Here is a 23,852-nt window from a genome sequence, read left to right on the forward strand (position 1 = left end):
GTTTTGACCATGGCGCGCGACGACTTCTGCAACAGCTGTGGGGCCCGGTATGAGGACACGGCTGGTTACCCGCGCACGTGCGGTGGGTGTGGGCACGTGGTGTGGGCCAACCCGGTGCCTGTCGTGGTGCTGCTCGTGCCGGTCAAGGACGGGGCGCGGACTGGGCTGTTGACTGTGCGGCGGGCCATTCCGCCGGTGGGGGAGCTGGCGTTCGTCAGCGGGTTCATGGACTACGGGGAGTCGTGGCAGCAGAGTGCTGCTCGCGAGTTGGAGGAAGAGGCCGGGGTTCGGGTTGATCCCGACGGGTTGCGGCCCCTGCACTTCGTGTCGACGCCGGATGGTGGCACGGTGCTGTTGTTCGCCACGGCGCCCGCGATCGGTGTTGAGGACCTGCCGCCGTTCGTGCCCAACGACGAGGCTTCTGAGCGCAAGGTCATCTTCGAGTGGGAGCCGTTGGCGTTTCCGCTGCACGACGATGTCGCGTCGCGGTACTTCTCAGCCGAACAGTGACTGGCCCCAGGTGTCGGTGAAGACCGTTTCCGAGAGCGGGTGGCGGCGGCGTTCTCGCTGTTCGCGGGCTTGAAGGTCCTCGGGGAGGTCTTCGAGATCGCCCTGGCGGCCGATGGCCATGGCCACCAGGGGGCGGACGTCGTCGGGCATCGAGAAGGTGTCGTGGGCGGCTTGCTTGTCGAAGCCGCCCATCATGTGGGCGATGAGGCCCAGGTCCACTGCTTGGAGAGCGATGTTCTCCATGGCCAGGCCCAGGCCGAACTCCACGTTGGGGAGGTCGCCCCGGTCGTCCTGGGTGATCACGCAGCCGATCAGGAGGATCGACGCGCGGTGGGCCCAGGTCTTGTTGCCTGGGCGGAGGGTTTCGAAGATCTTCGTGAACGTGGCCGTGCCTCGGTGGCCGACCACGAAGCGGGCCGGCTGGCTGTTGCCGTGGGACGGGGCCCAGCGGGCTGCTTCCAGCAGGGTGCGGAGTTCGTCGTCGGAGACGGTGGCCTCAGCGTCGAAGGCTCTTGGGCTTCTGCGGCTCGAGATCAGCTCGTTCATCAGATCGCATACTGCCAAACGGCCAGGGAGTAGGCGCCGAACCAGGCGCTGAACAGGATGGCCATGCCCAGCACCGTCAGGACCGTGGACGGGCGGCGGCGGGCCAGGACCAGGGCCAGTGGGATCAGCAGGGTGAAGGCTGGGAGCAGGAGGCGGGCCTTCGAGTTCATCAGGCCGTTCGAGCCGATGTCCATGGCCAGGACGCCCAGGCCGTACGCGATCAGCGGCCACTCCAGGCGGCGCTGGAAGGCGTAGAAGACCAGGACGATGGCCAGGGCCAGGAGCCAGACCGTGCCGGTTTCGAGGACCGAGCGCGGGTTGCCGAGGTGGCTGAGGCTGAACTCCCAGGTGGCGGCGCCCCCGTCGAACTTCGAGTTCCAGCCGCGTTGCTGCACGCCGAACCAGCCCGCGAGGTCGCCGGTGCGGAACGAGACCCAGGCCAGGTAGCTGAGCATGCCCAGCGGGGCGATCAGGCCGCCTGCCCACGCGCGCCAGTCGCGGCGGTTCGCGATCACCGCCACCACGACCGCGAGGCCCACTGCCGCGATGAGGGCCGCTGCGGTGGGGCGGACCAGGCCCGCTGCGGCGCAGCAGACGCCGGCGAGGATCCAGCGCTTTTTGACCACGCCCACCAGGGACCAGATCGCGAACGCGCAGAACGTGGCCTCGGAGTAGGTCATGGACAGGACCACGGCCATGGGGGAGGCGGCGAAGAGCGTGACCAGGATCAGGCCCGCGCGCGAGGAGCCGTCGCGGACCGTGCGGCCCAGGACGAACAGGCCGTACGCGCAGAACAGGCCGCTGATCAGGCTGACCGCGAAGGCTGCGCCCACCAGGTCCACGCCCGGCAGGCCGTCCACCCACCTGATGAGCGCGGGGTAGCCGGGGAAGAACGCCAGCGGGGTCTCGGCCGTGCGGTGGCCCGCCGCGTCGGTCAGGCGTTGCGGCACGTCGTTGTAGCCGCCCTGGGCGATGCCGAGGAACCACTCGCCGTCCCACGACTTCAGGTTGTCGACGGACGTGTCGGTCTTGCCGGTGGTCTTGTTCTGGTACTCGACGACCAGCTGCAGCACGAAGAGACCGACCTGTCGCACGAACAGGTAGATCAGCGCCGGAGCCGTCCAGAGCGCGGCGGGGTGTCTGAGCGCCTCGGCCAGCCGTGTGCGCGCAGTGCTCTCATGCACGGCTGCTGGGTCCTCCACGTCAAAGGCGATCGACGACACCCGGACAGAGTAGTCACGCGCGTCACGGCTCCAGAGTCTCACCAGGTGGTCCGGGTAGGCTGCCTACGACGTGCAGTTTTAGTCGCGTGAAGGAGGTTGGGTCGGTGGCGCTCGTCGTCCAGAAGTACGGCGGTTCATCGGTTGAGAGTGCCGAGCGGATCAAACGCGTGGCCGAGCGCATCGTCGCGACCAAAAAGGCGGGGAACGACGTCGTGGTCGTCGTGTCCGCCATGGGTGACACGACCGACGAGCTGCTCGACCTCGCCCGCCAGGTGTCCCCGGTGCCGCCCGCACGTGAGCTCGACATGCTGCTCACCTCGGGCGAGCGGATCTCGATGTCGCTGCTCGCGATGGCGATCCACTCGCTCGGTGCCGAGGCGCGCTCGTACACGGGCTCGCAGGCAGGCGTGATCACCACCTCGGTGCACGGCAAAGCCCGGATCATCGACGTGACTCCCAGCCGGATCCAGGACGCGACGTCCGAGGGGGCCATCGCGATCGTCGCGGGCTTCCAGGGCGTCTCGCAGGACTCGAAGGAGATCACCACGCTCGGCCGTGGCGGCAGCGACACCACCGCGGTGGCGCTCGCGGCGGCGACCAAGGCCGACGTGTGCGAGATCTACACCGACGTGGACGGCGTCTACACCGCCGACCCGCGCATCGTGCCGAACGCGAAGAAGCTCGACACGATCACGTACGAGGAAATGCTCGAGATGGCCGCCTGTGGCGCCAAGGTGCTGATGCTCCGCTGCGTGGAGTACGCCCGGCGCTACAACGTCCCCGTGCACGTCCGCTCTTCGTTCAGCAACAAGACCGGAACCATCGTGTCCGGTTCAGTGGAGGACCTTCCCGTGGAACAGGCGATGATCACCGGCGTCGCGCACGACCGGTCTGAAGCCAAGATCACCGTGACCGCCGTCCCCGACCACCCCGGCATCGCGGCCAAGATCTTCCGGGTCGTGGCGCAGGCCGAGCTCGACATCGACATGGTCGTGCAGAACGTCTCGCAGGCCGCGTCCGGGCGCACCGACATCACGTTCACGCTGGCCAAGGTCGACGGTCCGCGTGCCGTCGCGGCGCTCGAGAAGGCGCGCGGCGAGATCGGGTTCGACCAGGTCCTCTACGACGAGCACGTCGGCAAGGTGTCGCTGATCGGCGCGGGCATGCGTTCGCACCCCGGCGTCACGGCGACGTTCTGCGAGGCGCTGGCCACGGCCGGCGTCAACATCGACATCATCTCCACCTCGGAGATCCGCATCTCGGTCATCTGCCGCGACACCCAGCTCGACGACGCCGTCCGTGCCCTGCACGACGCGTTCGAGCTCGGTGGCGACGAAGAGGCCGTCGTTTACGCAGGGACTGGACGATGACCGCGCCTGTACTCGCGCTGGTTGGCGCGACCGGTGCCGTCGGCACCGTGATGATCGACATCATGAACACCCGCTCCGACTTCCCGTGGGGCGAGGTCCGGCTGATCGCGTCGCCGCGGTCGGCGGGCAAGAAGATCAGCGTGCGCGGCCAGGAGCTGACGGTCATCGCGCTCTCGCCAGAGGCGTTCGACGGCGTCGACATCGCGATGTTCGACGTGCCGGACGAGGTCTCGGCCGAGTGGGCCCCGATCGCCGCTTCCCGCGGTGCCATCGCGATCGACAACTCCGGTGCGTTCCGGATGGACGCGGACGTGCCGCTGGTCGTGCCCGAGGTCAACGCGGACCAGATCGACAACCGCCCGCGCGGCATCATCTCGAACCCGAACTGCACGACGCTGTCGATGATGGCGTCGCTCGGTGCCCTGCACCGCGAGTTCGAGCTCAAGGAACTGGTCGTGGCCTCGTACCAGGCCGCGTCCGGCGCAGGGCAGTCCGGCGTCGACCGCCTGTACGCCGAGGTCAGCGCGCTGGCCGGCAAGGAGGCGGGTGTCGTCGCGGGTGACGTGGCGCAGGCGCTCGCCGCCGCCGGTCTGTCGGCAGAGGACTCGCCGTTCCCGGCTCCGCTGGTGCTCAACGTGGTGCCGTGGGCGGGTTCGCTCAAGGACGACGGCTGGTCGTCGGAGGAGCTCAAGGTCCGCAACGAGGCCCGCAAGATCCTCGGCATCCCGGACCTGAAGGTCTCCGCGACGTGCGTGCGCGTCCCGGTCGTCACCACGCACTCGCTGTCCGTCCACGCGACGTTCGCCCGCGAGGTCACGGTCGAGGCCGCTCACAAGATCTTCGAGGAGCAGCCGACCATCGTCCTCATCGACGACCCGGCCGCGAAGAAGTTCCCGACGCCCGCCGACGTGGTGGGCGGCGACCCGACGTACGTGGGCCGCGTGCGCCAGGCGCTGGACTTCCCGAACACGCTGGACTTCTTCGTGTGCGGTGACAACCTGCGCAAGGGCGCGGCGCTGAACACCTACGAGGTCGCGGAAGAACTCGCGAAGCGCCTCTGATCTGTCCCGCTGTCGCCGCCCGGCCAGGTAGGGTCGGGCGGCGATGGGGGAGATCGAGTGGATCAGGCCGCCCCGCCTCACCGAGGTCGTGGCCGCCTATCAAGGGTTTGCCGCGGGTGCGGGTGTCCGAACAGGACTGGTCGACCAGCTGGTCGCGTGTTCTGCCGACGATCCCGCGAAGGCGCTGGCGGAGTGGGCCGCGAAGCCCGCCGTGCAGCCGGATCTGGTGTCCCGGCAAGGAGCCCGTGACCAGGTCAAGATCCATTACCGCGGCAAGATCAGGTCGCAGGGGCCAGGAGCGTTGATCTGGGCGCTGCCCGCCGCCGTCCAGCGTCTAGACGAGGACCGGATCCGCGAGCTCGTCGCGCTCACGCACGGCCCGGACTCCCCGGCCGTCGAAGCCGTGGTCCTGCTGGCCGAACACCTCTTCACATCGTCGGAGCTCGAACCTCCCGACGCCGACCCGTTCACCGCCGCGGGTGCGCTGGCACAGGCCGTGCGCGGTGAGGGCAGGGGTGTCGCGCGAGCGATCGCCGGTGCGTTGCAGGGCGGGCCGGAGCACGAGATCCGGCACGTCGCCGAAGAGCTGTACCGGAGGTCGTGGTGAGCAGGCCGTTGACCCCGATGGAACACCTGCTGGCGAAGTACGAAGGCGACGTCAACGGCTTCGGCCACCACGCGGCGCACGGTGAGTTGCTCGTTCCCGGTGAGTCGCTGCTGACCGACGTCGAGGTGCTCGACGTCTACACGGACGAGTCGCGGATGCCGGCGGATGTCGAGCAGTGGAACCGCCTCCCGTTGCACACGATCCTCAGCAGACTGGTCAAGATCTCGCCGCAGCGGCTGCACGTCAATCCCGGTCAGCCGTTCGACACCGAGTTCGATTTCACCGAACTGGGTGACGCCGCCGCGCAGCACATGCGGATCTGCGGGTGCGGTGAACGGCCGTCCGCCACGCGCGAGGCCCGCCGCTGGGCCGATGCCGCGGGCCGCAGGTTCTTCGTGGTGCGGCACAAGGACAACGCACGGCTGCGCGGATGCCTGACCGCGGGCGCGATCGGTGACGCGCTCGGTGCGAACACCGAGAACCTGCCGATGGAGGTCATCCATGAACGGCACGGGCCGGACGGCATCACGGACCTGCCGGAGAAACCGGACATCACCGACGACACCCAGATGACGCTGTTCACGTTCGAGGCGGTCATCAGGTGGCACGTCCTCGAACGACTCAGCGGTCCCGCCGATCTCACCGCCGTCACGCAGAACGCCTACCAGCGGTGGCTGCACACGCAGAAAACGCCGTGGGAGAAGGCACGCGGCGCACTGTCCACTCTGGAGGAACCGGACGGCTGGCTGATCACGCACCGGGACCTGTTCCGGATGCGCGCGCCCGGACTCACGTGCACGAGCGCGTTGCAGGAGTTCGCCCGCACCGGTGAGCAGGCCTCGATCACCAAGCCCGTCAACAACTCCAAGGGCTGCGGCGGAGCCATGAGGGTCGCGCCGGTCGCGCTCGCCGACGAGGACCCGCAGATGGTGTTCGCGCTGGCGGCCGCCAACGCGGCGCTGACCCACGGCCACCCGAGCGGCTACCTGTCGGCAGGCGTGTTCGCCGTGCTGGTGCACCAACTGTTGCGCGGCAAGGGTTTGCCGGAAGCGCTCGAGGTGGCGGTCGACTCGCTCGTCCGGCGTGAGGACCACGAAGAAGTCGTCGCCGCCATCGAGCACGCCGTCGAACTGGCCGCGCTGGGGGAGCCGAGCGTGGCGCGCGTCGAGGAACTGGGACGCGGCGGCGTCGGCGACACCGCGCTCGCGATCGCGCTGTACTCGGCGCTCGTCACCGACGACCCCAACGAGGCGTTGCTGATCTCGGTCAACCACGGCGGCGACAACGACTCGACGGCGTCGATGTGCGGCAACCTCGTCGGCGCGCTGCACGGCATCGGCAAGATCCGCCCGGACTGGGTCGAGCGCGTGCAGTTCCGCGACGTCATCGACCGGATGGTCTCCGACTGGGAGCTCGAGAACAGCCCGGCCGCACCGGTGGCACAGGAGTGGTTCACCCGCTACCCACCGTCCTAGGGTGAGATCCATGGCGGAGAGCGACGAGCAGTACGACGCGCTGGGTGCGATCTACGAGCGCGCCAAGCACATCCCCACCGGCCTGGCCGAGCGCGCCACCCTGCTGTCCGCGGTCGGTGACCTGCGCGGCAAGGCGGTGCTGGACGTGGCGTGCGGCACCGGGTTCTACGCGCGGCTCTTCCACGACCTGGGCGCGACGACGGTCGTGGGCGTCGACTCGGCCGGCGAGATGATCGGCTACGCCCGCCACGTCGAGAAGCGCGAACAGCGCGGCATCACCTACGAGCAGCACGACGCGACCACACTGCCGGTGCTCGGCGAGTTCGACGTGGTGACCGCGGTGTGGCTGCTCGGCTACGCGGACGACGTGCCCGCCCTCGACGCCATGGTCGCGAACCTTGTCGCCAACCTCGCTCCCGGCGGACGGCTCGTCGTGCTCGTGCCGAACCCCGAACCGGACTGGGAGCTGTACGCGAAGTACGGCCGCTACGGCTACGAGATCATCCCGACCGGCCCGATGAACCTGAAGCAGCCGGTCAGGGTGCAGGTCCTCGGCGACCCGCCGTTCGACTTCGACTCCTTCTACTGGGAGCGCGGCGTGTTCGACGGCGCGCTCACCCGTGCGGGACTGGCAGAGGTCACCCGCCAGCCGGTCGTGGTGCCGGACGAAGAGGAGTCCTGGGACGCACTGCTGCAGTGCCCGAGCTTCGGCGTCTTCACCGCCGTGCGGTCCTCGTGATCGTCCTCGCGGTGGACCTCGGCACCACCGCCACCAAGGTCGTCGCGGTCGACGCGCAGGCTCGCGTCATCGCCTCGACGGAACGCGCGTACCCGATGCGCACCAGCGGTCTCGAAGCCGTGCACGACCCTCAGCACGTGCTCGACGCCGCGTTCGACGCCCTGCGCGAGCTGGCGTCCGACGACGTGCGGGCCATCGCGCTGACCGGTGCCATGCACTCGATCATGGGCCTCGACGCCGACCTGCGTCCGGTCACCGAGTCGTTGAGCTGGGCCGACAACCGCGCGGTCGAGCAGACCGAACGCCTGCGCGGGACGGCGGAGGGCCGCGAGCTGCACCAGGCGACCGGCGCGCCGATCCACTCGTTCACGCCGCTGATGAAGCTCGCCTGGTTCCACGAGAACGGCGTCCGCGCCGCGAAGTGGTGCGAGATCAAGGACTTCGTGCACCTCCACCTCACCGGTGCGCTGCTCAACGAGCACTCGTGCGGCTCGGGCACGGGCCTGATGAACGTCAACACCCTCCAGTGGCACGAGCCGTCGCTGGAGTTCGCGGGCATCACCGCGGACCAGCTCCCGCCGCTCGTCGAACCCACCCACTCGACGCCGCTGAAAGCCGAGATCCCCGGTCTGCGCCGAGGCATCCCGGTGATCGTCGGCGGCGGTGACGGGCCGCTCGGCAACCTGGGCGTCGGTGCGGCCACCCCCGGCGCCGGCGCGGTTTCGCTCGGCACGTCGGGCGCACTCCGCGTGGCCCAGCAGGGTCCGGGCGTCGACGCGGAGGGCCGCACGTTCAGCTACGCCATCGCCGAGGGGCTCTGGGTCCGCGGCGGCGCGATCAGCAACGGCGGTGTCGTCGCGCAGTGGGCTTCGGAGACGTTCGGCATCCCCATCGGTGATCTTCTCGACCAGGCTTCGACGGCCGACTCGGACGGCCTCGTCGCGCTGCCGTACCTGCTGGGGGAACGCGCGCCGTGGTGGGACCCGACCGCGCACGCCGCGCTGCTGGGCCTGCGTCGCGAACACACCCCGCAGCAGATCACCAAGGCACTGGTCGAGGGCGTGTGCCAGCAGCTGGCGCTGGTGCTCGAAGCCGTCCCGCACGTGACGTCGTTGCGGATCACCGGCGGCGCCTTCCGCGCGCCGGTGTGGGCGCAGACCCTGGCGAACGCGCTCGGCACGCCGTTGCACCTCACCGAGGACACCGGTGGGTCGGCCGTGGGCGCGGCGCTGCTGGCGTGGCGCGCTCTCGACGAGATCCCGAGCTTGACCGTCGACCTCGTGCGGCCGATCCGGACGATCACGCCGGACGAGGACGCGATCAGGCGGTATGCGCGGGCACGGCCGTTCGTGGCGAAGGCGTACCGGGCGCTGGAGGAGCTGTACAGCGAGGACACCGGCCCCAGAACGTGACCTCGGCACGTTCGACGTGGAACCCGGCGAGCTCGGCCGCCGGCTCGAAGACGCAGTCCACGTCCTCGATCCGCCCGCATTCGCGACACACGAGGTGGTCCAGAGCTGGCACCTGACCACACTAGTACTGCGATCTTGAGCACATCAAGAAAACGAAAGGTTAAACATTTTGCCATCCCGGTGAGGATGGCCTTGTGGATCTCGCTCCCTTCAAACACGTTCTCATGCTGCCCAGGGTTCGTTCTCTCGCGTTGTTGATGTTCTTCGCGAGGATGCCTCCCGCAGCGACCGGCGTGATCCTCACGTTGCACGTCGCGGTCACGCTCGACCAGGGCTACGGCGCCGCCGGACTGGTCGGCGCCGCCGGCACGATCGGCATGGGGCTCGGCGCTCCGATGATGGGCAGGCTGGTCGACGAACGCGGCCTGCGCGCGATGCTGAGGGTGAGCGTCACGGCGACCGCGGCGTTCTGACTCACCGCGCCGTTGATGGGTTACTGGACGTTGCTGGTCAGCTCGTTCGTCGTCGGTCTGCTCGGCGTGCCGATGATGTCGATCGGCCGGCAGGTGATCACCGCGCTCGTCCCGGACAGCCAGCGGCGGGTCGCGTTGTCGGTCGACTCGATCTCGGTCGAGCTGTCGTTCATGGGTGGGCCCGCGCTCGGCGTGTTCGTGGCGACGAAGTTCTCCACCAACGTCGCGTTGATGTTCATCGGCGTGTCGCTCCTGGTCGCGGGCGTGCTGCTGTACTGGGCGAATCCGCCGACGGTCCACGAGGACGAGGTCGTCGACGGGCCGAAGCCGAGGATCGTGGAGTGGATGCGCGGCCGGATCGTCGGCGTGCTGGTCGTGTGCACGGGCGCGACCGTGTGCCTCGCCGGCATGGAGGTCTCGGCGATCGCGTCGCTGGAGCACATCGGCAAGCAGAGCTGGCTCGGTGCGGTGTTCTTCGCGATGTGCGCGGCGTCGATCGTGGGCGGTCTGGTCTACGGCGGCGTGAAGAGGGCGCCCAGCGTGCTGGTCCTGCTCGCGCTGATGGCCGCGTTGGAGATCCCGGTCGGACTGGGCGACGGCAACGTGCTGCTGCTGTGCCTGCTCCTCGTTCCGATGAACCTCATGTGCGCGCCGTTGATCGCGGCGTGCGGTGAGCAGATCAGCAGGCTCGCGCCGCCGACCGCCCGTGGCCTGGCGATGGGTCTGCAGGGGTCGGCGTTCACCGTCGGCGGCGCGATCGGCGCACCGCTCGCCGGTGTCGCGATCGACCGCGGCGGCGCTCCTGCCGGGTTCGCGGTCGTCGGCGTGGCCGGGCTCGTGGTGGCGGGTGTCGCCTGGGCGCTCGCCCGGCAACGTAAACCCGTTGCCACCGGGGTGACGATGGCACCGTGAACCTCGCCCCGTTCAAGTCCGTCCTGGCGCTGCCCGGGGTACGACCGCTGATGCTGCTGATGCTGTTCGCCAGGATCCCTCCGACGGCGGCCGGCGTCACAGTGACCCTGCACGTCGTCACCACGCTCGACGAGGGGTACGCGGCGGCCGGCTCGGTCGGTTTCGCGACCATGATCGGTCTCGGCCTCGGGTCGCCGCTGATGGGCAAGCTGGTCGACAGCAAGGGGCTGCGGATCACGCTGATGCTCAGCCTGCTGGAGGGCGTCTTCTGGGTCACCGCGCCGTTGATGGACTACTACGTGCTGCTCGTTCTCGCGTTCGCCAACGGTCTGGTGGCGGTGCCGGTGATGTCGATCGGCAGGCAGGCGCTCACCGCGATCGTGCCCGAGCCGCAGCGAAGGCCGGCGTTCTCGTTGGACTCGATCTCGGTCGAGCTGTCGTTCATGGTCGGGCCCGCTGCGGGTGTGCTGATCGCGACGAAGTTCTCGTCCGGCATCGCGCTGGTCTCGATCGGTGTGGCGATCCTGGTCGCGAGCGCGGTGCTCTTCGTCGTGAACCCGGTGCTGGTGCACGAGGACGAGGTCGCGGAAGGACCGCCACCGAAGCTGCGGGAGTGGTTGCGCGGGCCGATGATCGCGGCGTTGATCATCCCGTTCGGCGCCACGATGTCGTTGTCGGGGATGGAGATCGCGTCCATCGCCTCGCTGGAGCACGCGGGGAAGCAGGCCTGGCTCAGCTTGATCTTCGTGGTGATGTGCGCCGCGTCGGCGTTGGGCGGGCTCGTCTACGGCGGCCTGAAACGGGCGCCGGGAGGACTGGCCCTGCTGGCGATCATGTCGGCGCTGCTGATCCCGGTCGGCATCGGCGACGGCAACGTGTGGCTGCTGGCGCTCGCGCTCGTTCCGGCGAACCTGGCGTGCGCGCCGACCATCGCCGCCTCGTCCGAGCAGATCGCCAAGATCGCGCCGCCGACGGCACGCGGGCTGGCGCTGGGACTGCAGGGCTCGGCGTTCACGTTCGGCGTTGCCGCAGGTCAGCCGCTCGCGGGGGTCGCCGTGGACCACAGCGGACCCCCGCTCGGCTTCGTCGTCGCCGGTCTGGCCGGACTGACGATCGCGGGACTGGGCCGGGTGCTGTCCCGTCAGCGTCAGGCGGTCTCGGCCACGTCCTGAGCGGAGTTGGCGAGCGCCAGGCCGGTCCGGAGCGCACCGACGGCTTCGGACACGGCCTCGCGGAAGATCCCGCCGACGCCGAGCACGTTCGCGAAGCCGTGGAAGAGGCCTTCGTGCCTGCGCAGCACGACCGGCACGCCCTCGGCGGCCAGTCGTTCCGCGAAGGCCTCGCCCTCGTCGCGCAACGGGTCGTAGCCCGCGGTCGCGATGTAGGTGGGCGGCAGGTGCGAGACGTCCTCGGCCAGCATGATCGACAGGCGCGGGTCGTGGCGGTCCTTGCCTCCGGCGCTGTACTGGTCGAGGAACCAGTCCATCTTCTCGTCGGTCAGGAAGAACCCGTTGCCGAAGAGCTCACGCGACCGGCGGCGCACCGACGCGTCGACGCCGGGGTAGAAGAGCAGCAGGAACGCGATGTCGACCTCGGCGGCGTGCGCGGTCACCGCGGCCAGGTTGCCGCCCGCGCTGTCGCCGCCCAGCGCGATCCGCTTCGGGTCGATGCCCAGGTCCTCCGCCTTCGTGACGGCGTACCGGAGCACCTCGGCGGCGTCGTCGGCCGCGGCGGGGAACGGCGCCTCGGGGGCGAGCCGGTAGTCGGCCGCCAGCACCCGGACACCGCCCTCCCTCGCGAGGAACCGGCACAGCTGGTCGTGGCTCTCCAGGCTTCCGGTGACCCAGCCACCACCGTGGTAGAAGATCAACAGCGGCGAGCCCTCCGCGAGGCCGTCCGGCGTGTAGAGACGACCGGCGAACTCCCCGATCGTGAGCTCCCGCGTGCTCAGTCCGGTGATCTTCGGACCGGCGACGAGCTTCGAACTCAACTCCAGGTCCAGTCGGCTCTCGGATGCTGACTTCGTGCGCCAGTCCGTCCCGGACAGCTGCTGGAGCTTCAGCAACAGCTGCGCCTCCGGGTGCAGGTCCTGGCCGTCCAGGCGGATCGGGGTACCGGCGATGAGGCGGCGCACCGGACCGGGAAGACCGAACGCGAAGCGCAGTGCACCGGCCAGCACGGCCGCCTGGAAGTTCGACATGTGTTGCACGTTACTAGCGAGTAGCGCTGGATCTCCAGATAGCTGGAGGTGGAAGGATCGATGTCATGACGGTGACGGTGGTGGGCATCGGCGGCTCGATCAGGTCCGACTCGCAGTCCGAGCGGGCGCTGCGGGTGGCGCTCGACGGTGCTCGCGAGCTCGGTGCGCGGACGATCCAGTACAGCGGCCCCGAGCTGGTGCTGCCGTTCTACGACCCGTCCGTGCCGGAACGCACCGACGTCGCTCTGCGCATGGTGGAGGACCTGCGCCGCGCGGACGGCGTGATCCTCGTGTCGCCCGGCTACCACGGCACCGTGTCCGGCCTGGTCAAGAACGCCCTCGACTACATCGAGGACCTGCGCGACGACGAACGCCCGTACCTCGACGGCCGCGCGGTGGGCACGATCACCGCCGCGTACGGCTGGCAGGCCGCGGTGAACACGCTGTCCGCGGTCCGGTCCATCGTGCACGCGCTGCGCGGCTGGCCGACGCCGCTCGGTGCCGCGATCAACTCCGCGCAGGTCAAGTTCGACGGCGACGGTGCCTGCTCCGACTCCGACGTGGACCGGAACCTGCGCGTGATCGGCCGCCAGGTGGTGGAGTTCGCGCTGCGCCACGCGTCTCAACTCGACGTGAACTGACTCACGATCGGGCAGACAAGTCGCGTGCGATCCGTTGGGTACCAGTGGGTAACAAAAACCACTGACTCAAGGGAGAGCGGAATGAACACGCTGTACACGGCCGAGGCGACTGCTTACGGCGAAGGCCGCAACGGCGAGGTGCGCTCCTCCGACGGCGTGATCGACGAGGTGCTGTCGATCCCGAAGGAGATGGGCGGCCCCGGCGGTGACGCGACCAACCCCGAGCAGCTCTTCGCGGCCGGCTACGCGGCGTGCTTCAACTCCGCCCTCGCCGCCGTCGCGCGCGCGGGCAAGATTCAACTTCCTTCTTCTGAGGTAACCGCCAAGGTGGGGATCGGCCCGAACGGGACCGGCGGCTTCCAGCTGGCCGTCGAGCTCGCCGTGCACGTCCCCGGTTTCGAACAGGCGGTCGCGGAGAAGCTCGTCGAGCAGGCCCACCAGGTCTGCCCGTACTCGAACGCGACGCGCGGCAACATCGAGGTGGCGCTCACCGTCACCGTCTGAGGAGGCGCGTTCAACCATGGCCAAGAACCCGATCACCAGCCCGCTCTCCGACGCTGATCGCGATGCAGTCGGCGCCGTGCTGCAGGCAGCACTGGTCGACCTCGTCGATCTGTCCCTGATCGGGAAGCAGGCGCACTGGAACGTGATCGGCAAGAACTTCCGCAGCGTCCACCTGCAGCTGGACGAACTGGTCGTGCTGGCCCGCAACGCCGCCGACCAGGTCGCCGAGCGCGCGGCCGCCCTCGGCGTGACGCCGAACGGCACGGCGAAGACGATCGCCGCGTCGTCCGGCGTGCCCGAGATCGCGACCGGCTGGCTGAAGGAGGACCAGGTCGTCACGGCGATCACGGCCTCGCTGGCCTCGCTGATCACCCGCATGCGTGCCCGCATCGACGAGACCGACAAGCCGGACCTCGTCACCCAGGACCTGCTGATCGGGATCACGCAGGAACTGGAGCAGGCGCACTGGATGTGGCAGGCGCAGGCCGCCTAGTTCTGCTGACACGCGGGGGCCCCGCGTTTCCTCCGGGGAACGCGGGGCCCCCGCGTTCCTCAGTTCGCGAGGTGCCGGCGGGCGAAGTCCACCTCGGCCGCCGTCTGCCGCATGGTCTCGGCGACGACCAGCGAGCCGTGCCCGGCGTCGTAGCGGTACATCTCGTACGCGTGGCCGCGCGCCGCGAGCGCGTCCAGGTAGTTGTCGATCTGCCGGATCGGGCAGCGCGGGTCGTTCTCTCCCGCGAGGATCAGCACCGGCGCGGTGACCTGGTCGACGTACGTGAGCGGCGAGCACTCCTTGTACAGCTCGGGCAGTTCCTCCGGCGAGCCGCCGAACAGCGCCCGGTCGAACGCCCGCAGCGGTTCCATCTCGTCCTCGTACGCGGCGAAGTAGTCCGCGACCGGGACGCCCGCGACGCCGACGCTCCACCGTTCGGGCTGCGTGCCGATGCCGAGCAGGGTCAGGTAGCCGCCCCACGACGCGCCGTTGAGGACCGACTTCGACGGGTCCGTGAGCCCGGACTCGACCGCCCAGTCGTGCACGGCGGCGATGTCCTCGAGCTCGGTCAGGCCCGGCCTGCCCTCGATGGCGTCACGCCACTTCGAGCCGTAGCCGCTGGAACCGCGGTAGTTCACGTGCACGGTGGCGAACCCGGCGTCCAGCCACACCGCGCGGTAGGCGGAGAAGCGGTCCTCGTCGGAGGAGTGCGGGCCGCCGTGGATCAGGAAGACCGTCGGGAACGGTCCTTCACCCTCCGGCTTCGAGACCAGCGCGTGCACGTCGCCGACGAAGACGTCCTCGAGCTTCGCCGACGTCGCGGGCTTCGCGCCCTGCGGCTCCACCAGCACGCTCTCGGTGCCGTCGGTGGCGAGAGCGCGGATGACCGTGGACCTCTCGGCCGACGACCACGAGTACTCGACGGTGCCGTCCGGCCGCACGCCGGCGGAGCCGATCACGCCGGGCGCGGTGTCCAGAGTGGACAGTTCGCCGGTCGTGAGGTCGTAGCGGTGCACGGTGTTGCGGGCGTGGTGGGTGTGCACGATCAGCAACGCGGACGCGTCCGGGTACCAGTCGGCGGAGACCTCACCCGGCAGGTCGAGGACGATCTCGCGCTCGGTGTCGGCGGCGACGTCCCAGATCAGCAGCTCCTCGCGGCCGCGGCGCTCGTGCAGCACGAGCAGACGCTGGTCGCCGCGCACCGGGCTGAACGAGACGGCGTCGAGCCCCTTGCCCTTGCCGTCCCACTTCTCGGCCCTGGTCTCACCGGTCGCGGCGTCGAGCGCGCGCAGGGCCATGTGCCGGTTGTCGCCGTGTTCGGAGTGCGCGATCACGACCAGCGACTCGTCCTTGGACAGCGCGGACACGCCGGCGTCGTTGACGTGCTGGTAGAGCACCTCGGCCTGCCCGTTGCGGGACAACCAGACCGTGGTGCCGTCGTCGGTCGACGCGGCCACCGCCGTGACGTCGCGCCCGATCTCCAGCCCGGCCGGGTAACCGGGCGTGACGCCGGCAACCGCGGGCTCGGCCTTGCTCCCGTCGGCCTCGAACGGCTCGCGCACCCAGACGCCGAACTCGTCGCCGTCGTGGTCGTCGAACCACCAGATCTCGGTGCCGTCCGGGTTCAACGTGCCGTGCGACGTGCCGTTGGGCCGGTCGGTGACCCTGCGGTGCTCGTCCTTGGCGCGGTCCCAGGCGTAGATCTCCCACACGCCGCTCGCGTTGGAGACGTACAGCGTGCGGTCCGGCGCGTCGTCGGCCCAGCCGGGCAGGCTCATCCGGGGAGCGGTGAACCGCTCGCGCCACCGGGTCTCGGCGGCGGGATCGTCGAAGAGCTGGTCCGGAACGTTCGGAGAGGGGTGCGTCGTCACGCTTCAACACTAGAGTCAGTGGTCGTACTAGGGGGATTTGATATGACGCAACCACCACCTCAGTGGGGCGCTCGGCCGCCTTACCCACCGCAGGCGAACCCACAGCACCCACCGCAGACGTATCCGCAGCACCAGCAGCACGGCTATCCGCAGCAGCCGCCCCAGGGGCATCCACAGCAGCCACCGTCGGCCCACCACCAGCAACCCTGGCCCGGCTGGCTCCCGCCCAAGCCACCTCACCTCACGATCCTCGCGATCCTGAACTGGATCCTGGCCGCCGGTCTGCTGGCCATCGCGGCGTTCGTGCTGATGAGCTTCCTGATGTCCGGCGCCACGCTGGTCGTCGGCATCCTGCTCGCGGCCGTGGTCGCCGGGTTCGGGGTGCTCAACGCCCTGGGCGCGCTGTCGGTGAACCACCCGCACTTCCCGAACACCGTCGCCTCGCAGATGGCGGGCATCTTCACCGCGCTGGTGCTGGCGGTGGCGCTGTTCCGCTCGGTCAGCCGCGGCGTCGCCGAGCTCGTGCCGTCGATGGCCTCCGCCGTGCTGCTCGCCGTCTGCGTCTTCAGCCTGGTCCTGGCGACGCGCCCGGCCGTGAAGCGCTGGATCGTGGCGAAGCACCAGCTGTCGCTCTCGCAGGGACACCGGCCGAGGAACCGCCGATGACCTCCGAACTGGCTCAAGGATCAATTCGTCCCCGAAGGGAATGTCTAGGTACCCGGCCGGGTGAGCGTTAATGTTGATACATGTCCGAAACGATGGATCGCCTCGCCGGCGCCGCCACGTTGGAGGAAGTGCAGCGGATCGTGCGCACCACGGCCCGCTCCTCGCTGGCCGCCCACGGTGCCACGCTGGTGCTGCTCGACGGCGATCTCTGCTACTACGCGGACGAGGACTCGATGAGTCCTTTGTGGAAGGGTCAGCGTTTCCCGGCCGTGAACTGCATCAGCGGCTGGTCGATGCTGAACCGCCAGACCGTGGCGATCAGGGACATCCGCTTCGACGCGAGGATTCCTCAAGAGGCGTACCGGCCGACGTTCGTGCGAAGCCTGCTCATGGCCCCGATCCTGCGCCCCGAACCGCTCGGCGCCATCGGCTGCTACTGGGCCGTCCCGCACGCCGCGACTCCCGCCGAGACCGAGACGCTGGAGGCTCTGGCGCTCGCGGCCGGTGAGGCGCTCGAACGCTTCCCCGAGGGCCTGCCCGCACGGGGCTTCTTCAGCTGACGTCCTGGAAGTGCCGCAGCGTCAACGGTTGCTGCAGGTACTCGTCCTCGTCCGGAAAGGTCACCGGATCGGTGCGCCAGCCCGGTCCCGCGTAGTTCTCGAGCGACTGCTCGTCCCGCCACCGGCTGACGTACTGCACCTTCCGCGGGTCGGCCAGGTCGACGAGCACCTCGTGCCCCTCCAGGCCGTCGTAGGTGTCGGGGAACGTCCTCACCAGACTCCGCACCCGTTCGACGAACTCCTGCTCTCGCCCCGGCTTCACGAGCGCCTCGGACACACGCGTCAGCATGCGCCCGATCCTATTGGCGGGGCAGCTCTTCCTCGAAGATCCGGTCGACCTGCCGCGACGCCCGCGTCAACGCCTTGACCGCGACGACGAGCGCCACGAAACCGGCGGCCACGGCAACGGTCACCCAGACCGATGTGAGCAGGTAAACGATCGCCAGCGACTGCGACACCACAATGGTCTTGGCCGCCACGACGAGCCGTGACCTGTGGACAGGATTGACAGCGGAGGCGGAGTTCATCAGACGTCTCCCGACTTTTCAACGAGTGCCGAACGCGCAGTCCGTCTTTCGCGTTGATCTCGGAACCCGTTACTTACCGTGAGTTGAATGGTCAACCTTCACTCGAAGGGGTTAACGCTACGTGGACGTTCCGTAAGATTTGGTCCGGAACGGTGGCGCTGCGTCATACAACCACGGTGGCGTCTACGGCTGCCCGTGTCGAGCCGCGTCACACGATCGAGTGGCTTCTCGGGACGCTTGATGTCTTTTTCCGAACACGGGAAGGACCTTTGACTCTGGAGTGGAAGGGACCTTCTGGCCAAGTCGGCGGAAAACAAAAATCGGGCCGATTCCACTGCATCGTGGAATCGGCCCGATTCTTAATCGGGGTGACAGGATTTGAACCTGCGACCTCTTCGTCCCGAACGAAGCGCGCTACCAAGCTGCGCCACACCCCGGCTGGGAACGAGTAGAACTCTACATCATGTCCGCGCCAGCTCCGAATCGGACCCCCTCATTTCGCCCCTGACCAGGCGTAACGGGCCGAGGAACGAGGGTCAGCAGCGAAGCCTCCGGAGGGCAGCAGAACCGCACCGGCGCGTACGGCGAAGTGCCCATGCCCGCGGACACGTTCATCCACATGTGCGAGCCCCAGCGCGACACGCCACGGGCGCGTGAGCGGTCCAGTTCACAGTTGGTCACCAGGGCGCCGTAGAACGGCACGCGGAGCTGGCCGCCGTGGGTGTGGCCGGCCATCACGAAGTCGTAGCCGTCGGCGGCGAACGGGTCGAGCACGCGCGGTTCCGGGGAGTGGGTGACTCCCAGGCGCAGCACGGCGTCGGGGTCCGGGGCGCCGGCGATGTCGGCGTAGCGGTCGCGCTTCAGGTGCGGGTCGTCGAGGCCCGCGCAGAAGATCTCCTGGCCGTTGACCTTGATCGTCTTGCGCACGTGCGTCAGGTCTTCCCAGCCCCGCTCGACCATGCCGGCGCGGAGGTCGCGCCACGGCAGCGTCACACCGTGGATGCGCTTGGTCTTGGAGGACGGCAGCAGGTAGCGCACCGGGTTCTTCAGCTTCGGCGCGTAGTAGTCGTTGCTGCCGAAGACGAACACGCCCGGCTTGTCGAGCAACGGGCCGAGCGCGCGCAGCACACCCGGGACGGCGTCCTTGTGCGCGAGGTTGTCGCCCGTGTTGACCACGAAGTCCGGGTTCAGGTCGGCGAGCGCGGCGACCCAGCGCTGCTTCGACACCTGGTTCGGCGTCATGTGCAGGTCTGAGATGTGCAGCACACGGATCGGCCTGGCTCCCGGCGACAGGACCGGCACGGTCGCCGTGCGCAGGGTCCAGTGCCTTCGTTCGATTCCGGCGGCGTACGCGATGGTGGCGGTGCCGACTGCGGCGGTGGCGAGGAGTGCGCGACCGAGCGTGTTCACGTGTCAAGGGTACGGAAGGCGGATAACTCGATCGGCGCGGCATCCGGCGGGCGGTACCGTTCTGCGCCATGGCGGAGTTGAAGACGCGGCTGCAGAACGACCTGACTGCGGCCATGAAGGCCAGGGAGACGGTCACGGCCGGTGCGCTGCGGATGGCGCTCACGGCGGTCACGAACGAGGAGGTCGCGGGCAAGGAGGCCCGTGAGCTCTCGGACGACGACGTCGTGAAGGTCCTCACGCGCGAGGCGAAGAAGCGCAAGGAGGCCGCGGAGGCGTTCGACGGTGCCGGCCGGGCCGAGAAGGCCGAGCTGGAGCGCCAGGAGCTCGCCGTGCTGGAGGCCTACCTCCCCGCCCAGCTCGACGACGCCGCGCTCGCGTCCATTGTGGACAAGGCCGTCGAGGCCGTTGCCGCGCAGCTCGGTGAGGCGCCGGGGCCCAAGCAGATGGGCCAGGTGATGAAGGCCGTCAACGCCGAGGTCGCCGGGCGTGCCGAGGGTGGCAGGGTGGCCGCCGCGGTGAAGTCCAGGCTCGCGAACTGACGAAGCGTGCCGCAGCGGCGGAACCCCGCTGCGGCACCCCTTTCTAGAACGCCTTGTCGACGGCGTCCGCGAACTCGCCCATCGACCCGAACTCCAGGTCGTAGCTGTACTCGCCGGACGGCTGCGGCGTCGCGCCCCAGCCCGGCCGCTCGCGCCGCCGGTTGATCCACACCGACGGCAGCCCCTCCCGCTTGGCCGGGACGTGGTCGTGGAACAGGCTCTGCGCCACGTGCAGCAGGCCGGAACGGTCCACACCCAACGAACCGAGCGTGGTGTCCAGCGCCCGGAAGTGGTTCTCTGCGGGCTTGTACCCGCCGACGTCCTCCGCGGTGATGATCGCGGCGAAGTCCCCGCGCAGCTGCCGGTTGCTGCCCGCGAACCCCGCGCGGTGCACATTGGACAGAATGATCAATTGGTAGCGCGAAGCCAGTCGCGCCAACGCATCGGCGGAGTCGGGGAACGCCGGCCAGTCCGGCACCGACGAGCCCAGCCGCTGCGCCCACTCGTCGCTCACCTCGCGGCCCAGCGCGGCACCGGTCCGGCGGAACGCCGTGGCCAGCACGTCCGGGTACAGCCTGAACGGCGTCTCCGCCTCCACCGCTGCCTCGTGCGGGGCGTACGCGAGCAGCAGTTCCTCGTCGGGAAGATCGAGTCCCTGTTCGCGCGCCCACGGTGAGAGCACGGCGGCGATGCCAGCCTCCCAGTCGATGAGCGTGCCGTAGCAGTCGAAGCTGAGTGCCTGGAACTTCGTCAGATCCATGACCCGAACTGTAATACAGTTGAACTGTAGGGCAACTGGTTAAACTAGCCGCATGTCAGCCCTGGACGGTCTCGAGGTGCGCCGCACGACGACGGCCCAGCAGCTCGCCGACGGCCTCGCCGAACGGATCATGGCCGGTGCCTTCGGCCCTGGTGACAGGCTCAGGGAGAGCGCGATCGCGGCCGAGCTGGGCGTCGCGCGCAACACCATCCGCGAGGCCGTCCGCATCCTCGAGCTCACCGGTCTGGTCCGCTACGAGGTCAACCGCGGCGCCGTCGTCATCGCACCCACGCCGGAGAACGTCGAGGCGCTCTACACCGCCCGCGAACGGCTGGAGACCGCCGCGGTCGCCCGCACCCCGCGCCCGGAGCAGCTCGACGCGATCACCGCGGCGTTCGAGGAGCTGCGCGCAGCTGCGGAAGCCGGCGACCTGCGCGCGATCGTCGACCGCGATCTCGCGTTCCACCAGGCGATCGTCGCGTTGCTCGACAGCTCCCGGCTCGACGAGTTCTTCGCCGCGTTGACCAAGGAGCTGCGCTTCTACCTCACGGTCCTGACCAGGTCCGAGACGCCGGACGAGGTCGTCGCCGAGCACCAGGTCATCCTCGACGCCATCCGTCTCGGCGACCGCGACAGGGCGGTCGCCGAGATCCGCGCCCACGTCGACGCGAGCGTTCAGCGCCTCAAGGCGATGCTGGCCTGAGCTATCTGGGTTCCCCGGGCTCGGTCGGCAGTGTGATCGGCGGTGGCTCGTTCGGGTTGCCGGGATTGCCCGGCTGGCCCGGTGGGGCCGGCGGCTGGTTCGACGGTTCCGTCGCCACGGGAGGTGGCACGTACCCCGAGCTCACCGAGAGCGTGATCACCGTGCCGCGCAACGCGTTGCCGCGCGGCGACTGGCTCACGACCGTCCCCTTCGACTGTTCGGAGTTGACCGTCTGCTGGCTCACCTTGTAGCCGGCCTGTTCCAGGATCCGCACGGCGTCGTTGACCTGCCTGCCCACGACGTCCGGCACCTGGATCTCCCTGCCGCCCTTGAGGTAGCGCTGCTCGACCGGCGCCAGCTGCTTCACCGGCAACGACGCGTGCATCTTCGTCATGGTGTCGAACCACGTCCTTGCGGGGATCGTGCCGCCGAAGATGTTGCCGTTGCCGCACAACCGTGGTGCGCCCGCACCCGCCAGGCAGATCGGGCGTGGCGAGGTGCCGTCGTTGAACGTCTGCACGGCGCCCGCGAAGTCGGGGGTCGCGCCGATGAACGCGGCCGACTTGTACTCCTCGGTGGTGCCCGTCTTCGCGATCATCGGGCGGGTCCACTTGGCGGCGCGGGCGGCCGCGGCGGCGGTGCCGCTGCCCTGGTCGTCCTTGCTCATGCCGGCGGCGAGACCGTTCGCCAGGCCCTCGGCCACGACCTGCTCGCACGGTGCCTCGTTGACCGGGACGGCCTTGCCGTTGCGGTCGAGCACCTTGGCGATCGGGGTCGGCGGGCACCACTTGCCGCCGCTCACGATGGTCGCGACGACGTTCGCGAGCTCCAGAGTGGACACCGGTGCCGGTGACAGCGTGAACGACGCGTTGCCGCCGTTCTGCTTGTAGAACTCGGTCTGCGAGATGCGGTTCTGCTTGTCCTTGGCCTTCGGGTCCGGCCGGGTGCCCTGCAGGTTCGTCGCCATCGTCTCGCGCATGCCCAGACGCGACGCCATGTCGACCACGGCGTCCATGCCGGTCTGTTCCTCGAGGATCACGAAGCCGGTGTTCGGCGAGGTTGCGAGGGCCTGCTGCAACGACATCGACGACGGGTAGCTGCCGTCGAAGTTCGAGAGGCAGTACCAGCGCGTGCCGGGCTCACCGGTGCTCGGGCAGCGCTGGGCGCCACCCTTGAACACGCGGGAGACGTGGTGGGTCGGCGTCGCGATGGTGTTCTCGATGCCGAGACCCTTCTCCAGCGCCGCCGCGGCCGTGAAGACCTTGTAGACCGAACCCGCGCCGAACTTGTTCTCCACACCGCTCGGCAGGTCGTAGGTCGTCTGCCGCTGGTCGGCCTTCAGGCCGTAGTCGCGGTTCGCGACGAGCGCCAGCACCTCGTGGCGTTCCTTGCCCGGCCGGACGATCGCCATCGTGTTCGCGATGCCGTCGATGTTCTTGCCGACACCCGCCTCCGCCGCGGCCTTCGCGGTCGAGGTGGCTGCTCTGTCCAAAGTGGTCTGAATGGTGTAGCCGCCGGTGCGGAGCTGTTCTTCGCTGAACCCGGCGCGTTGCAGGTAATTCACAACGTACGAACAGAAGAAACCGTTTTCCGGACCGGCGCCGACACAACCGTTCGGTGGTGTGCGAACAGGGTTCGCGAGTCCGAGTCCTTCCTTCTTCGCCGCCTCGCCCGCGTCGCGCGACAGCTTGTCGTTCTCGACCATCCTGTCGATCACTTTGTTGCGCCGCTCCAGCGCTTTGTCCGGATACGCTTCGGGGTCGAGTGCTGACGGACTGTTCACCATTCCGGCGAGCATCGCGGCCTGAGGGACCGTCAACTTGTCCGGCGTGGTGTTGAAGTAAGCCTGGGACGCCGCCGCGATGCCGTAAATGGTGGAACCGAATGGCACGACGTTCAGGTACCTGGCGAGGATCTCCTCCTTGCCGAGCTTTCGCTCCAGCTGCAGGGAGATCCGGGCCTCGCGCATCTTGCGCGCGATGGTCTGCTCCTGGGCCTTGGCCTGCTCCAGCTTGTTGTTCCGCGCCACGACGTGGACCAGGTAGTTCTTGACGTACTGCTGCGTCAGCGTCGAGGCGCCCTGCGACACCGAGCCGCTGACCTGGTTCGTCAGACCGGCACGGATGGTGCCCTTCCAGTCCACGCCCTGGTGCTCGTAGAACCGGCGGTCCTCGACCGAGATCAGCGCCGCCTTCATGGTCGGCGAGATCTTCTCGGGAGGTGTCAGCACTCTGTACTGGTCGAACAGGTAGGCGATCGGCGCCCCGTCCTTGTCGGTGACCGTCGTGATCAGCGGGGGGTCCGTGGTCACGAGGTCGGCCGAGATGCTGTCCACCGTGTCGCTGGCGCGGTTGGACACGAGGCCCGTCGCGCCCACCACTGGGAACAGCATGCCGGCGAGGAGAACCCCAGCCAGCAGGCACAGGCCGAGCATCTTGAGCACGCCATTCCTGACTCGCACGCAGGTCAGCGTACGCCGTACACGAACGGGTGAAGGTGATCAGTAAGGCCCGTTACGCAGCATGAGTAGAAGTGCGCAAGACAGGTAACAGTCGGGTGACCCAGGGTTGGACGTGGAACCGAACGGCACTACAGTCCGTCAACGTCCAAGGAATGTTGCCGTAGCTCGAACGCTACGGCATCCGTGGCA

The 23,852-nt window shown here is 68.9% G+C and carries 26 protein-coding genes and 1 tRNA gene; 17 read left to right on the forward strand and 10 right to left on the reverse strand.

Annotated elements, in window-relative coordinates; translation table 11 throughout:
* The first annotated feature begins 9 nt into the window (after positions 1–9).
* Positions 10–510: an NUDIX domain-containing protein gene (locus tag AOM45_RS03220; protein WP_030469489.1), complete on the forward strand. Its 501-nt coding sequence runs from the start codon at positions 10–12 to the stop codon at positions 508–510.
* Here AOM45_RS03220 and AOM45_RS03225 read toward each other — a convergent pair.
* Together AOM45_RS03225 and AOM45_RS03230 are read right to left on the reverse strand one after the other, a co-directional pair.
* The gene (locus AOM45_RS03225; RefSeq protein ID WP_030469488.1) at positions 496–1,056 is read right to left on the reverse strand and encodes a nitroreductase family protein; all 561 of its coding nucleotides are present in this window, start codon (positions 1,054–1,056) and stop codon (positions 496–498) included. The two genes, AOM45_RS03220 and AOM45_RS03225, sit on opposite strands and share 15 nt — an antisense overlap.
* The gene (locus AOM45_RS03230; protein WP_236703072.1) at positions 1,056–2,240 is read right to left on the reverse strand and encodes a glycosyltransferase family protein; all 1,185 of its coding nucleotides are present in this window, start codon (positions 2,238–2,240) and stop codon (positions 1,056–1,058) included. Before AOM45_RS03230 ends, AOM45_RS03225 begins: the two co-directional genes overlap by 1 nt.
* Before the next feature lie 143 nt (positions 2,241–2,383).
* Between AOM45_RS03230 and AOM45_RS03235 the strand changes: the two genes are divergently transcribed.
* From AOM45_RS03235 to AOM45_RS03275, 9 genes are all read left to right on the forward strand, one after another.
* Positions 2,384–3,649, forward strand: coding sequence for an aspartate kinase (locus tag AOM45_RS03235; RefSeq protein ID WP_030469486.1), 1,266 nt, complete (start codon positions 2,384–2,386; stop codon positions 3,647–3,649).
* On the forward strand, positions 3,646–4,710 hold the full coding sequence (locus AOM45_RS03240; RefSeq protein ID WP_030469485.1) for an aspartate-semialdehyde dehydrogenase: 1,065 nt from the start codon (positions 3,646–3,648) through the stop codon (positions 4,708–4,710). Before AOM45_RS03235 ends, AOM45_RS03240 begins: the two co-directional genes overlap by 4 nt.
* A 43-nt stretch (positions 4,711–4,753) precedes the next feature.
* Entirely contained in the window at positions 4,754–5,317 is a 564-nt protein-coding gene (locus AOM45_RS03245; protein WP_030469484.1) for a hypothetical protein, read from the forward strand.
* Entirely contained in the window at positions 5,314–6,792 is a 1,479-nt protein-coding gene (locus AOM45_RS03250; protein WP_156094023.1) for an ADP-ribosylglycohydrolase family protein, read from the forward strand. Before AOM45_RS03245 ends, AOM45_RS03250 begins: the two co-directional genes overlap by 4 nt.
* A 10-nt stretch (positions 6,793–6,802) precedes the next feature.
* Entirely contained in the window at positions 6,803–7,531 is a 729-nt protein-coding gene (locus AOM45_RS03255) for a class I SAM-dependent methyltransferase (RefSeq protein WP_030469482.1), read from the forward strand.
* Entirely contained in the window at positions 7,489–8,943 is a 1,455-nt protein-coding gene (locus AOM45_RS03260; RefSeq protein ID WP_201779875.1) for a gluconokinase, read from the forward strand. Before AOM45_RS03255 ends, AOM45_RS03260 begins: the two co-directional genes overlap by 43 nt.
* 194 nt (positions 8,944–9,137) lie before the next feature.
* Complete coding sequence (locus tag AOM45_RS49115; protein WP_051783980.1) at positions 9,138–9,416, forward strand: hypothetical protein; 279 nt, start codon at positions 9,138–9,140, stop codon at positions 9,414–9,416.
* Positions 9,417–9,431: 15 nt separating this feature from the next.
* Entirely contained in the window at positions 9,432–10,328 is an 897-nt protein-coding gene (locus AOM45_RS03270; RefSeq protein ID WP_051783979.1) for an MFS transporter, read from the forward strand.
* On the forward strand, positions 10,325–11,500 hold the full coding sequence (locus tag AOM45_RS03275; RefSeq protein ID WP_030469480.1) for an MFS transporter: 1,176 nt from the start codon (positions 10,325–10,327) through the stop codon (positions 11,498–11,500). The genes AOM45_RS03270 and AOM45_RS03275 overlap by 4 nt, the downstream gene beginning before the upstream one ends.
* Here AOM45_RS03275 and AOM45_RS03280 read toward each other — a convergent pair.
* On the reverse strand, positions 11,476–12,528 hold the full coding sequence (locus AOM45_RS03280; protein WP_030469479.1) for an alpha/beta hydrolase: 1,053 nt from the start codon (positions 12,526–12,528) through the stop codon (positions 11,476–11,478). The two genes, AOM45_RS03275 and AOM45_RS03280, sit on opposite strands and share 25 nt — an antisense overlap.
* A gap of 65 nt (positions 12,529–12,593) precedes the next feature.
* Between AOM45_RS03280 and AOM45_RS03285 the strand changes: the two genes are divergently transcribed.
* From AOM45_RS03285 to AOM45_RS03295, 3 genes are all read left to right on the forward strand, one after another.
* The gene (locus AOM45_RS03285; RefSeq protein WP_030469478.1) at positions 12,594–13,169 is read left to right on the forward strand and encodes an NADPH-dependent FMN reductase; all 576 of its coding nucleotides are present in this window, start codon (positions 12,594–12,596) and stop codon (positions 13,167–13,169) included.
* Between the two features lie 81 nt (positions 13,170–13,250).
* Entirely contained in the window at positions 13,251–13,673 is a 423-nt protein-coding gene (locus tag AOM45_RS03290; protein WP_030469477.1) for an organic hydroperoxide resistance protein, read from the forward strand.
* 16 nt (positions 13,674–13,689) lie between these two features.
* Entirely contained in the window at positions 13,690–14,166 is a 477-nt protein-coding gene (locus AOM45_RS03295; protein WP_030469476.1) for a Dps family protein, read from the forward strand.
* Between the two features lie 59 nt (positions 14,167–14,225).
* Here AOM45_RS03295 and AOM45_RS03300 read toward each other — a convergent pair whose 3' ends face one another.
* On the reverse strand, positions 14,226–16,037 hold the full coding sequence (locus AOM45_RS03300) for a prolyl oligopeptidase family serine peptidase (RefSeq protein WP_030469475.1): 1,812 nt from the start codon (positions 16,035–16,037) through the stop codon (positions 14,226–14,228).
* A 42-nt stretch (positions 16,038–16,079) separates the two neighbouring features.
* On the opposite strand from AOM45_RS03300, the gene AOM45_RS03305 reads away from it, so the two are divergent.
* Positions 16,080–16,703: a hypothetical protein gene (locus tag AOM45_RS03305; protein WP_035911365.1), complete on the forward strand. Its 624-nt coding sequence runs from the start codon at positions 16,080–16,082 to the stop codon at positions 16,701–16,703.
* An 80-nt stretch (positions 16,704–16,783) separates the two neighbouring features.
* Positions 16,784–17,263: a GAF domain-containing protein gene (locus AOM45_RS03310; protein ID WP_051783978.1), complete on the forward strand. Its 480-nt coding sequence runs from the start codon at positions 16,784–16,786 to the stop codon at positions 17,261–17,263.
* On the opposite strand, the gene AOM45_RS03315 is transcribed toward AOM45_RS03310, so the two are convergent.
* The 4 genes from AOM45_RS03315 to AOM45_RS03330 form a co-directional block, all read right to left on the reverse strand.
* On the reverse strand, positions 17,256–17,552 hold the full coding sequence (locus AOM45_RS03315) for an antibiotic biosynthesis monooxygenase family protein (RefSeq protein ID WP_030469473.1): 297 nt from the start codon (positions 17,550–17,552) through the stop codon (positions 17,256–17,258). The two genes, AOM45_RS03310 and AOM45_RS03315, sit on opposite strands and share 8 nt — an antisense overlap.
* Before the next feature lie 10 nt (positions 17,553–17,562).
* Complete coding sequence (locus AOM45_RS03320) at positions 17,563–17,790, reverse strand: hypothetical protein (protein ID WP_030469472.1); 228 nt, start codon at positions 17,788–17,790, stop codon at positions 17,563–17,565.
* Positions 17,791–18,153: 363 nt separating this feature from the next.
* Positions 18,154–18,227 (reverse strand) — tRNA-Pro (locus tag AOM45_RS03325).
* A gap of 19 nt (positions 18,228–18,246) precedes the next feature.
* Complete coding sequence (locus tag AOM45_RS03330) at positions 18,247–19,200, reverse strand: metallophosphoesterase (protein WP_030469471.1); 954 nt, start codon at positions 19,198–19,200, stop codon at positions 18,247–18,249.
* Between the two features lie 68 nt (positions 19,201–19,268).
* On the opposite strand from AOM45_RS03330, the gene AOM45_RS03335 reads away from it, so the two are divergent.
* Entirely contained in the window at positions 19,269–19,739 is a 471-nt protein-coding gene (locus AOM45_RS03335; protein ID WP_030469470.1) for a GatB/YqeY domain-containing protein, read from the forward strand.
* A 43-nt stretch (positions 19,740–19,782) separates the two neighbouring features.
* Here AOM45_RS03335 and AOM45_RS03340 read toward each other — a convergent pair whose 3' ends face one another.
* The gene (locus AOM45_RS03340) at positions 19,783–20,499 is read right to left on the reverse strand and encodes an HAD-IA family hydrolase (protein ID WP_030469469.1); all 717 of its coding nucleotides are present in this window, start codon (positions 20,497–20,499) and stop codon (positions 19,783–19,785) included.
* A gap of 52 nt (positions 20,500–20,551) precedes the next feature.
* Between AOM45_RS03340 and AOM45_RS03345 the strand changes: the two genes are divergently transcribed.
* A complete protein-coding gene (locus AOM45_RS03345) occupies positions 20,552–21,202 on the forward strand; it encodes a GntR family transcriptional regulator (RefSeq protein WP_051783977.1) in 651 nt (216 codons plus the stop codon).
* Position 21,203: 1 nt separating this feature from the next.
* On the opposite strand, the gene AOM45_RS03350 is transcribed toward AOM45_RS03345, so the two are convergent.
* Positions 21,204–23,663 carry a penicillin-binding protein gene (locus AOM45_RS03350; protein WP_035911363.1) on the reverse strand — a complete coding sequence of 820 codons (2,460 nt, stop codon included), beginning with the start codon at positions 23,661–23,663 and terminating at the stop codon, positions 21,204–21,206.
* Between the last annotated feature and the right edge of the window lie 189 nt (positions 23,664–23,852).

The sequence above is a fragment of the Lentzea aerocolonigenes genome, assembly GCF_000974445.1.
In the GTDB taxonomy this organism is placed as follows: Bacteria; Actinomycetota; Actinomycetes; order Mycobacteriales; family Pseudonocardiaceae; genus Lentzea; species Lentzea aerocolonigenes.

What these genes read in the sequence shown, in the direction of transcription:
- AOM45_RS03220 (WP_030469489.1), top strand. Translation starts at nt 10, where the DNA reads ATGGCGCGCGACGACTTCTGCAACAGCTGTGGGGCCCGGTATGAGGAC.
- AOM45_RS03225 (WP_030469488.1), bottom strand. Translation starts at nt 1,056, where the DNA reads ATGAACGAGCTGATCTCGAGCCGCAGAAGCCCAAGAGCCTTCGACGCT.
- AOM45_RS03240 (WP_030469485.1), top strand. Translation starts at nt 3,646, where the DNA reads ATGACCGCGCCTGTACTCGCGCTGGTTGGCGCGACCGGTGCCGTCGGC.
- AOM45_RS03245 (WP_030469484.1), top strand. Translation starts at nt 4,754, where the DNA reads ATGGGGGAGATCGAGTGGATCAGGCCGCCCCGCCTCACCGAGGTCGTG.
- AOM45_RS03255 (WP_030469482.1), top strand. Translation starts at nt 6,803, where the DNA reads ATGGCGGAGAGCGACGAGCAGTACGACGCGCTGGGTGCGATCTACGAG.
- AOM45_RS03270 (WP_051783979.1), top strand. Translation starts at nt 9,432, where the DNA reads ATGGGTTACTGGACGTTGCTGGTCAGCTCGTTCGTCGTCGGTCTGCTC.
- AOM45_RS03280 (WP_030469479.1), bottom strand. Translation starts at nt 12,528, where the DNA reads ATGTCGAACTTCCAGGCGGCCGTGCTGGCCGGTGCACTGCGCTTCGCG.
- AOM45_RS03285 (WP_030469478.1), top strand. Translation starts at nt 12,594, where the DNA reads ATGACGGTGACGGTGGTGGGCATCGGCGGCTCGATCAGGTCCGACTCG.
- AOM45_RS03290 (WP_030469477.1), top strand. Translation starts at nt 13,251, where the DNA reads ATGAACACGCTGTACACGGCCGAGGCGACTGCTTACGGCGAAGGCCGC.
- AOM45_RS03295 (WP_030469476.1), top strand. Translation starts at nt 13,690, where the DNA reads ATGGCCAAGAACCCGATCACCAGCCCGCTCTCCGACGCTGATCGCGAT.
- AOM45_RS03305 (WP_035911365.1), top strand. Translation starts at nt 16,080, where the DNA reads ATGACGCAACCACCACCTCAGTGGGGCGCTCGGCCGCCTTACCCACCG.
- AOM45_RS03310 (WP_051783978.1), top strand. Translation starts at nt 16,784, where the DNA reads ATGTCCGAAACGATGGATCGCCTCGCCGGCGCCGCCACGTTGGAGGAA.
- AOM45_RS03315 (WP_030469473.1), bottom strand. Translation starts at nt 17,552, where the DNA reads ATGCTGACGCGTGTGTCCGAGGCGCTCGTGAAGCCGGGGCGAGAGCAG.
- AOM45_RS03320 (WP_030469472.1), bottom strand. Translation starts at nt 17,790, where the DNA reads ATGAACTCCGCCTCCGCTGTCAATCCTGTCCACAGGTCACGGCTCGTC.
- AOM45_RS03335 (WP_030469470.1), top strand. Translation starts at nt 19,269, where the DNA reads ATGGCGGAGTTGAAGACGCGGCTGCAGAACGACCTGACTGCGGCCATG.
- AOM45_RS03340 (WP_030469469.1), bottom strand. Translation starts at nt 20,499, where the DNA reads ATGGATCTGACGAAGTTCCAGGCACTCAGCTTCGACTGCTACGGCACG.
- AOM45_RS03345 (WP_051783977.1), top strand. Translation starts at nt 20,552, where the DNA reads ATGTCAGCCCTGGACGGTCTCGAGGTGCGCCGCACGACGACGGCCCAG.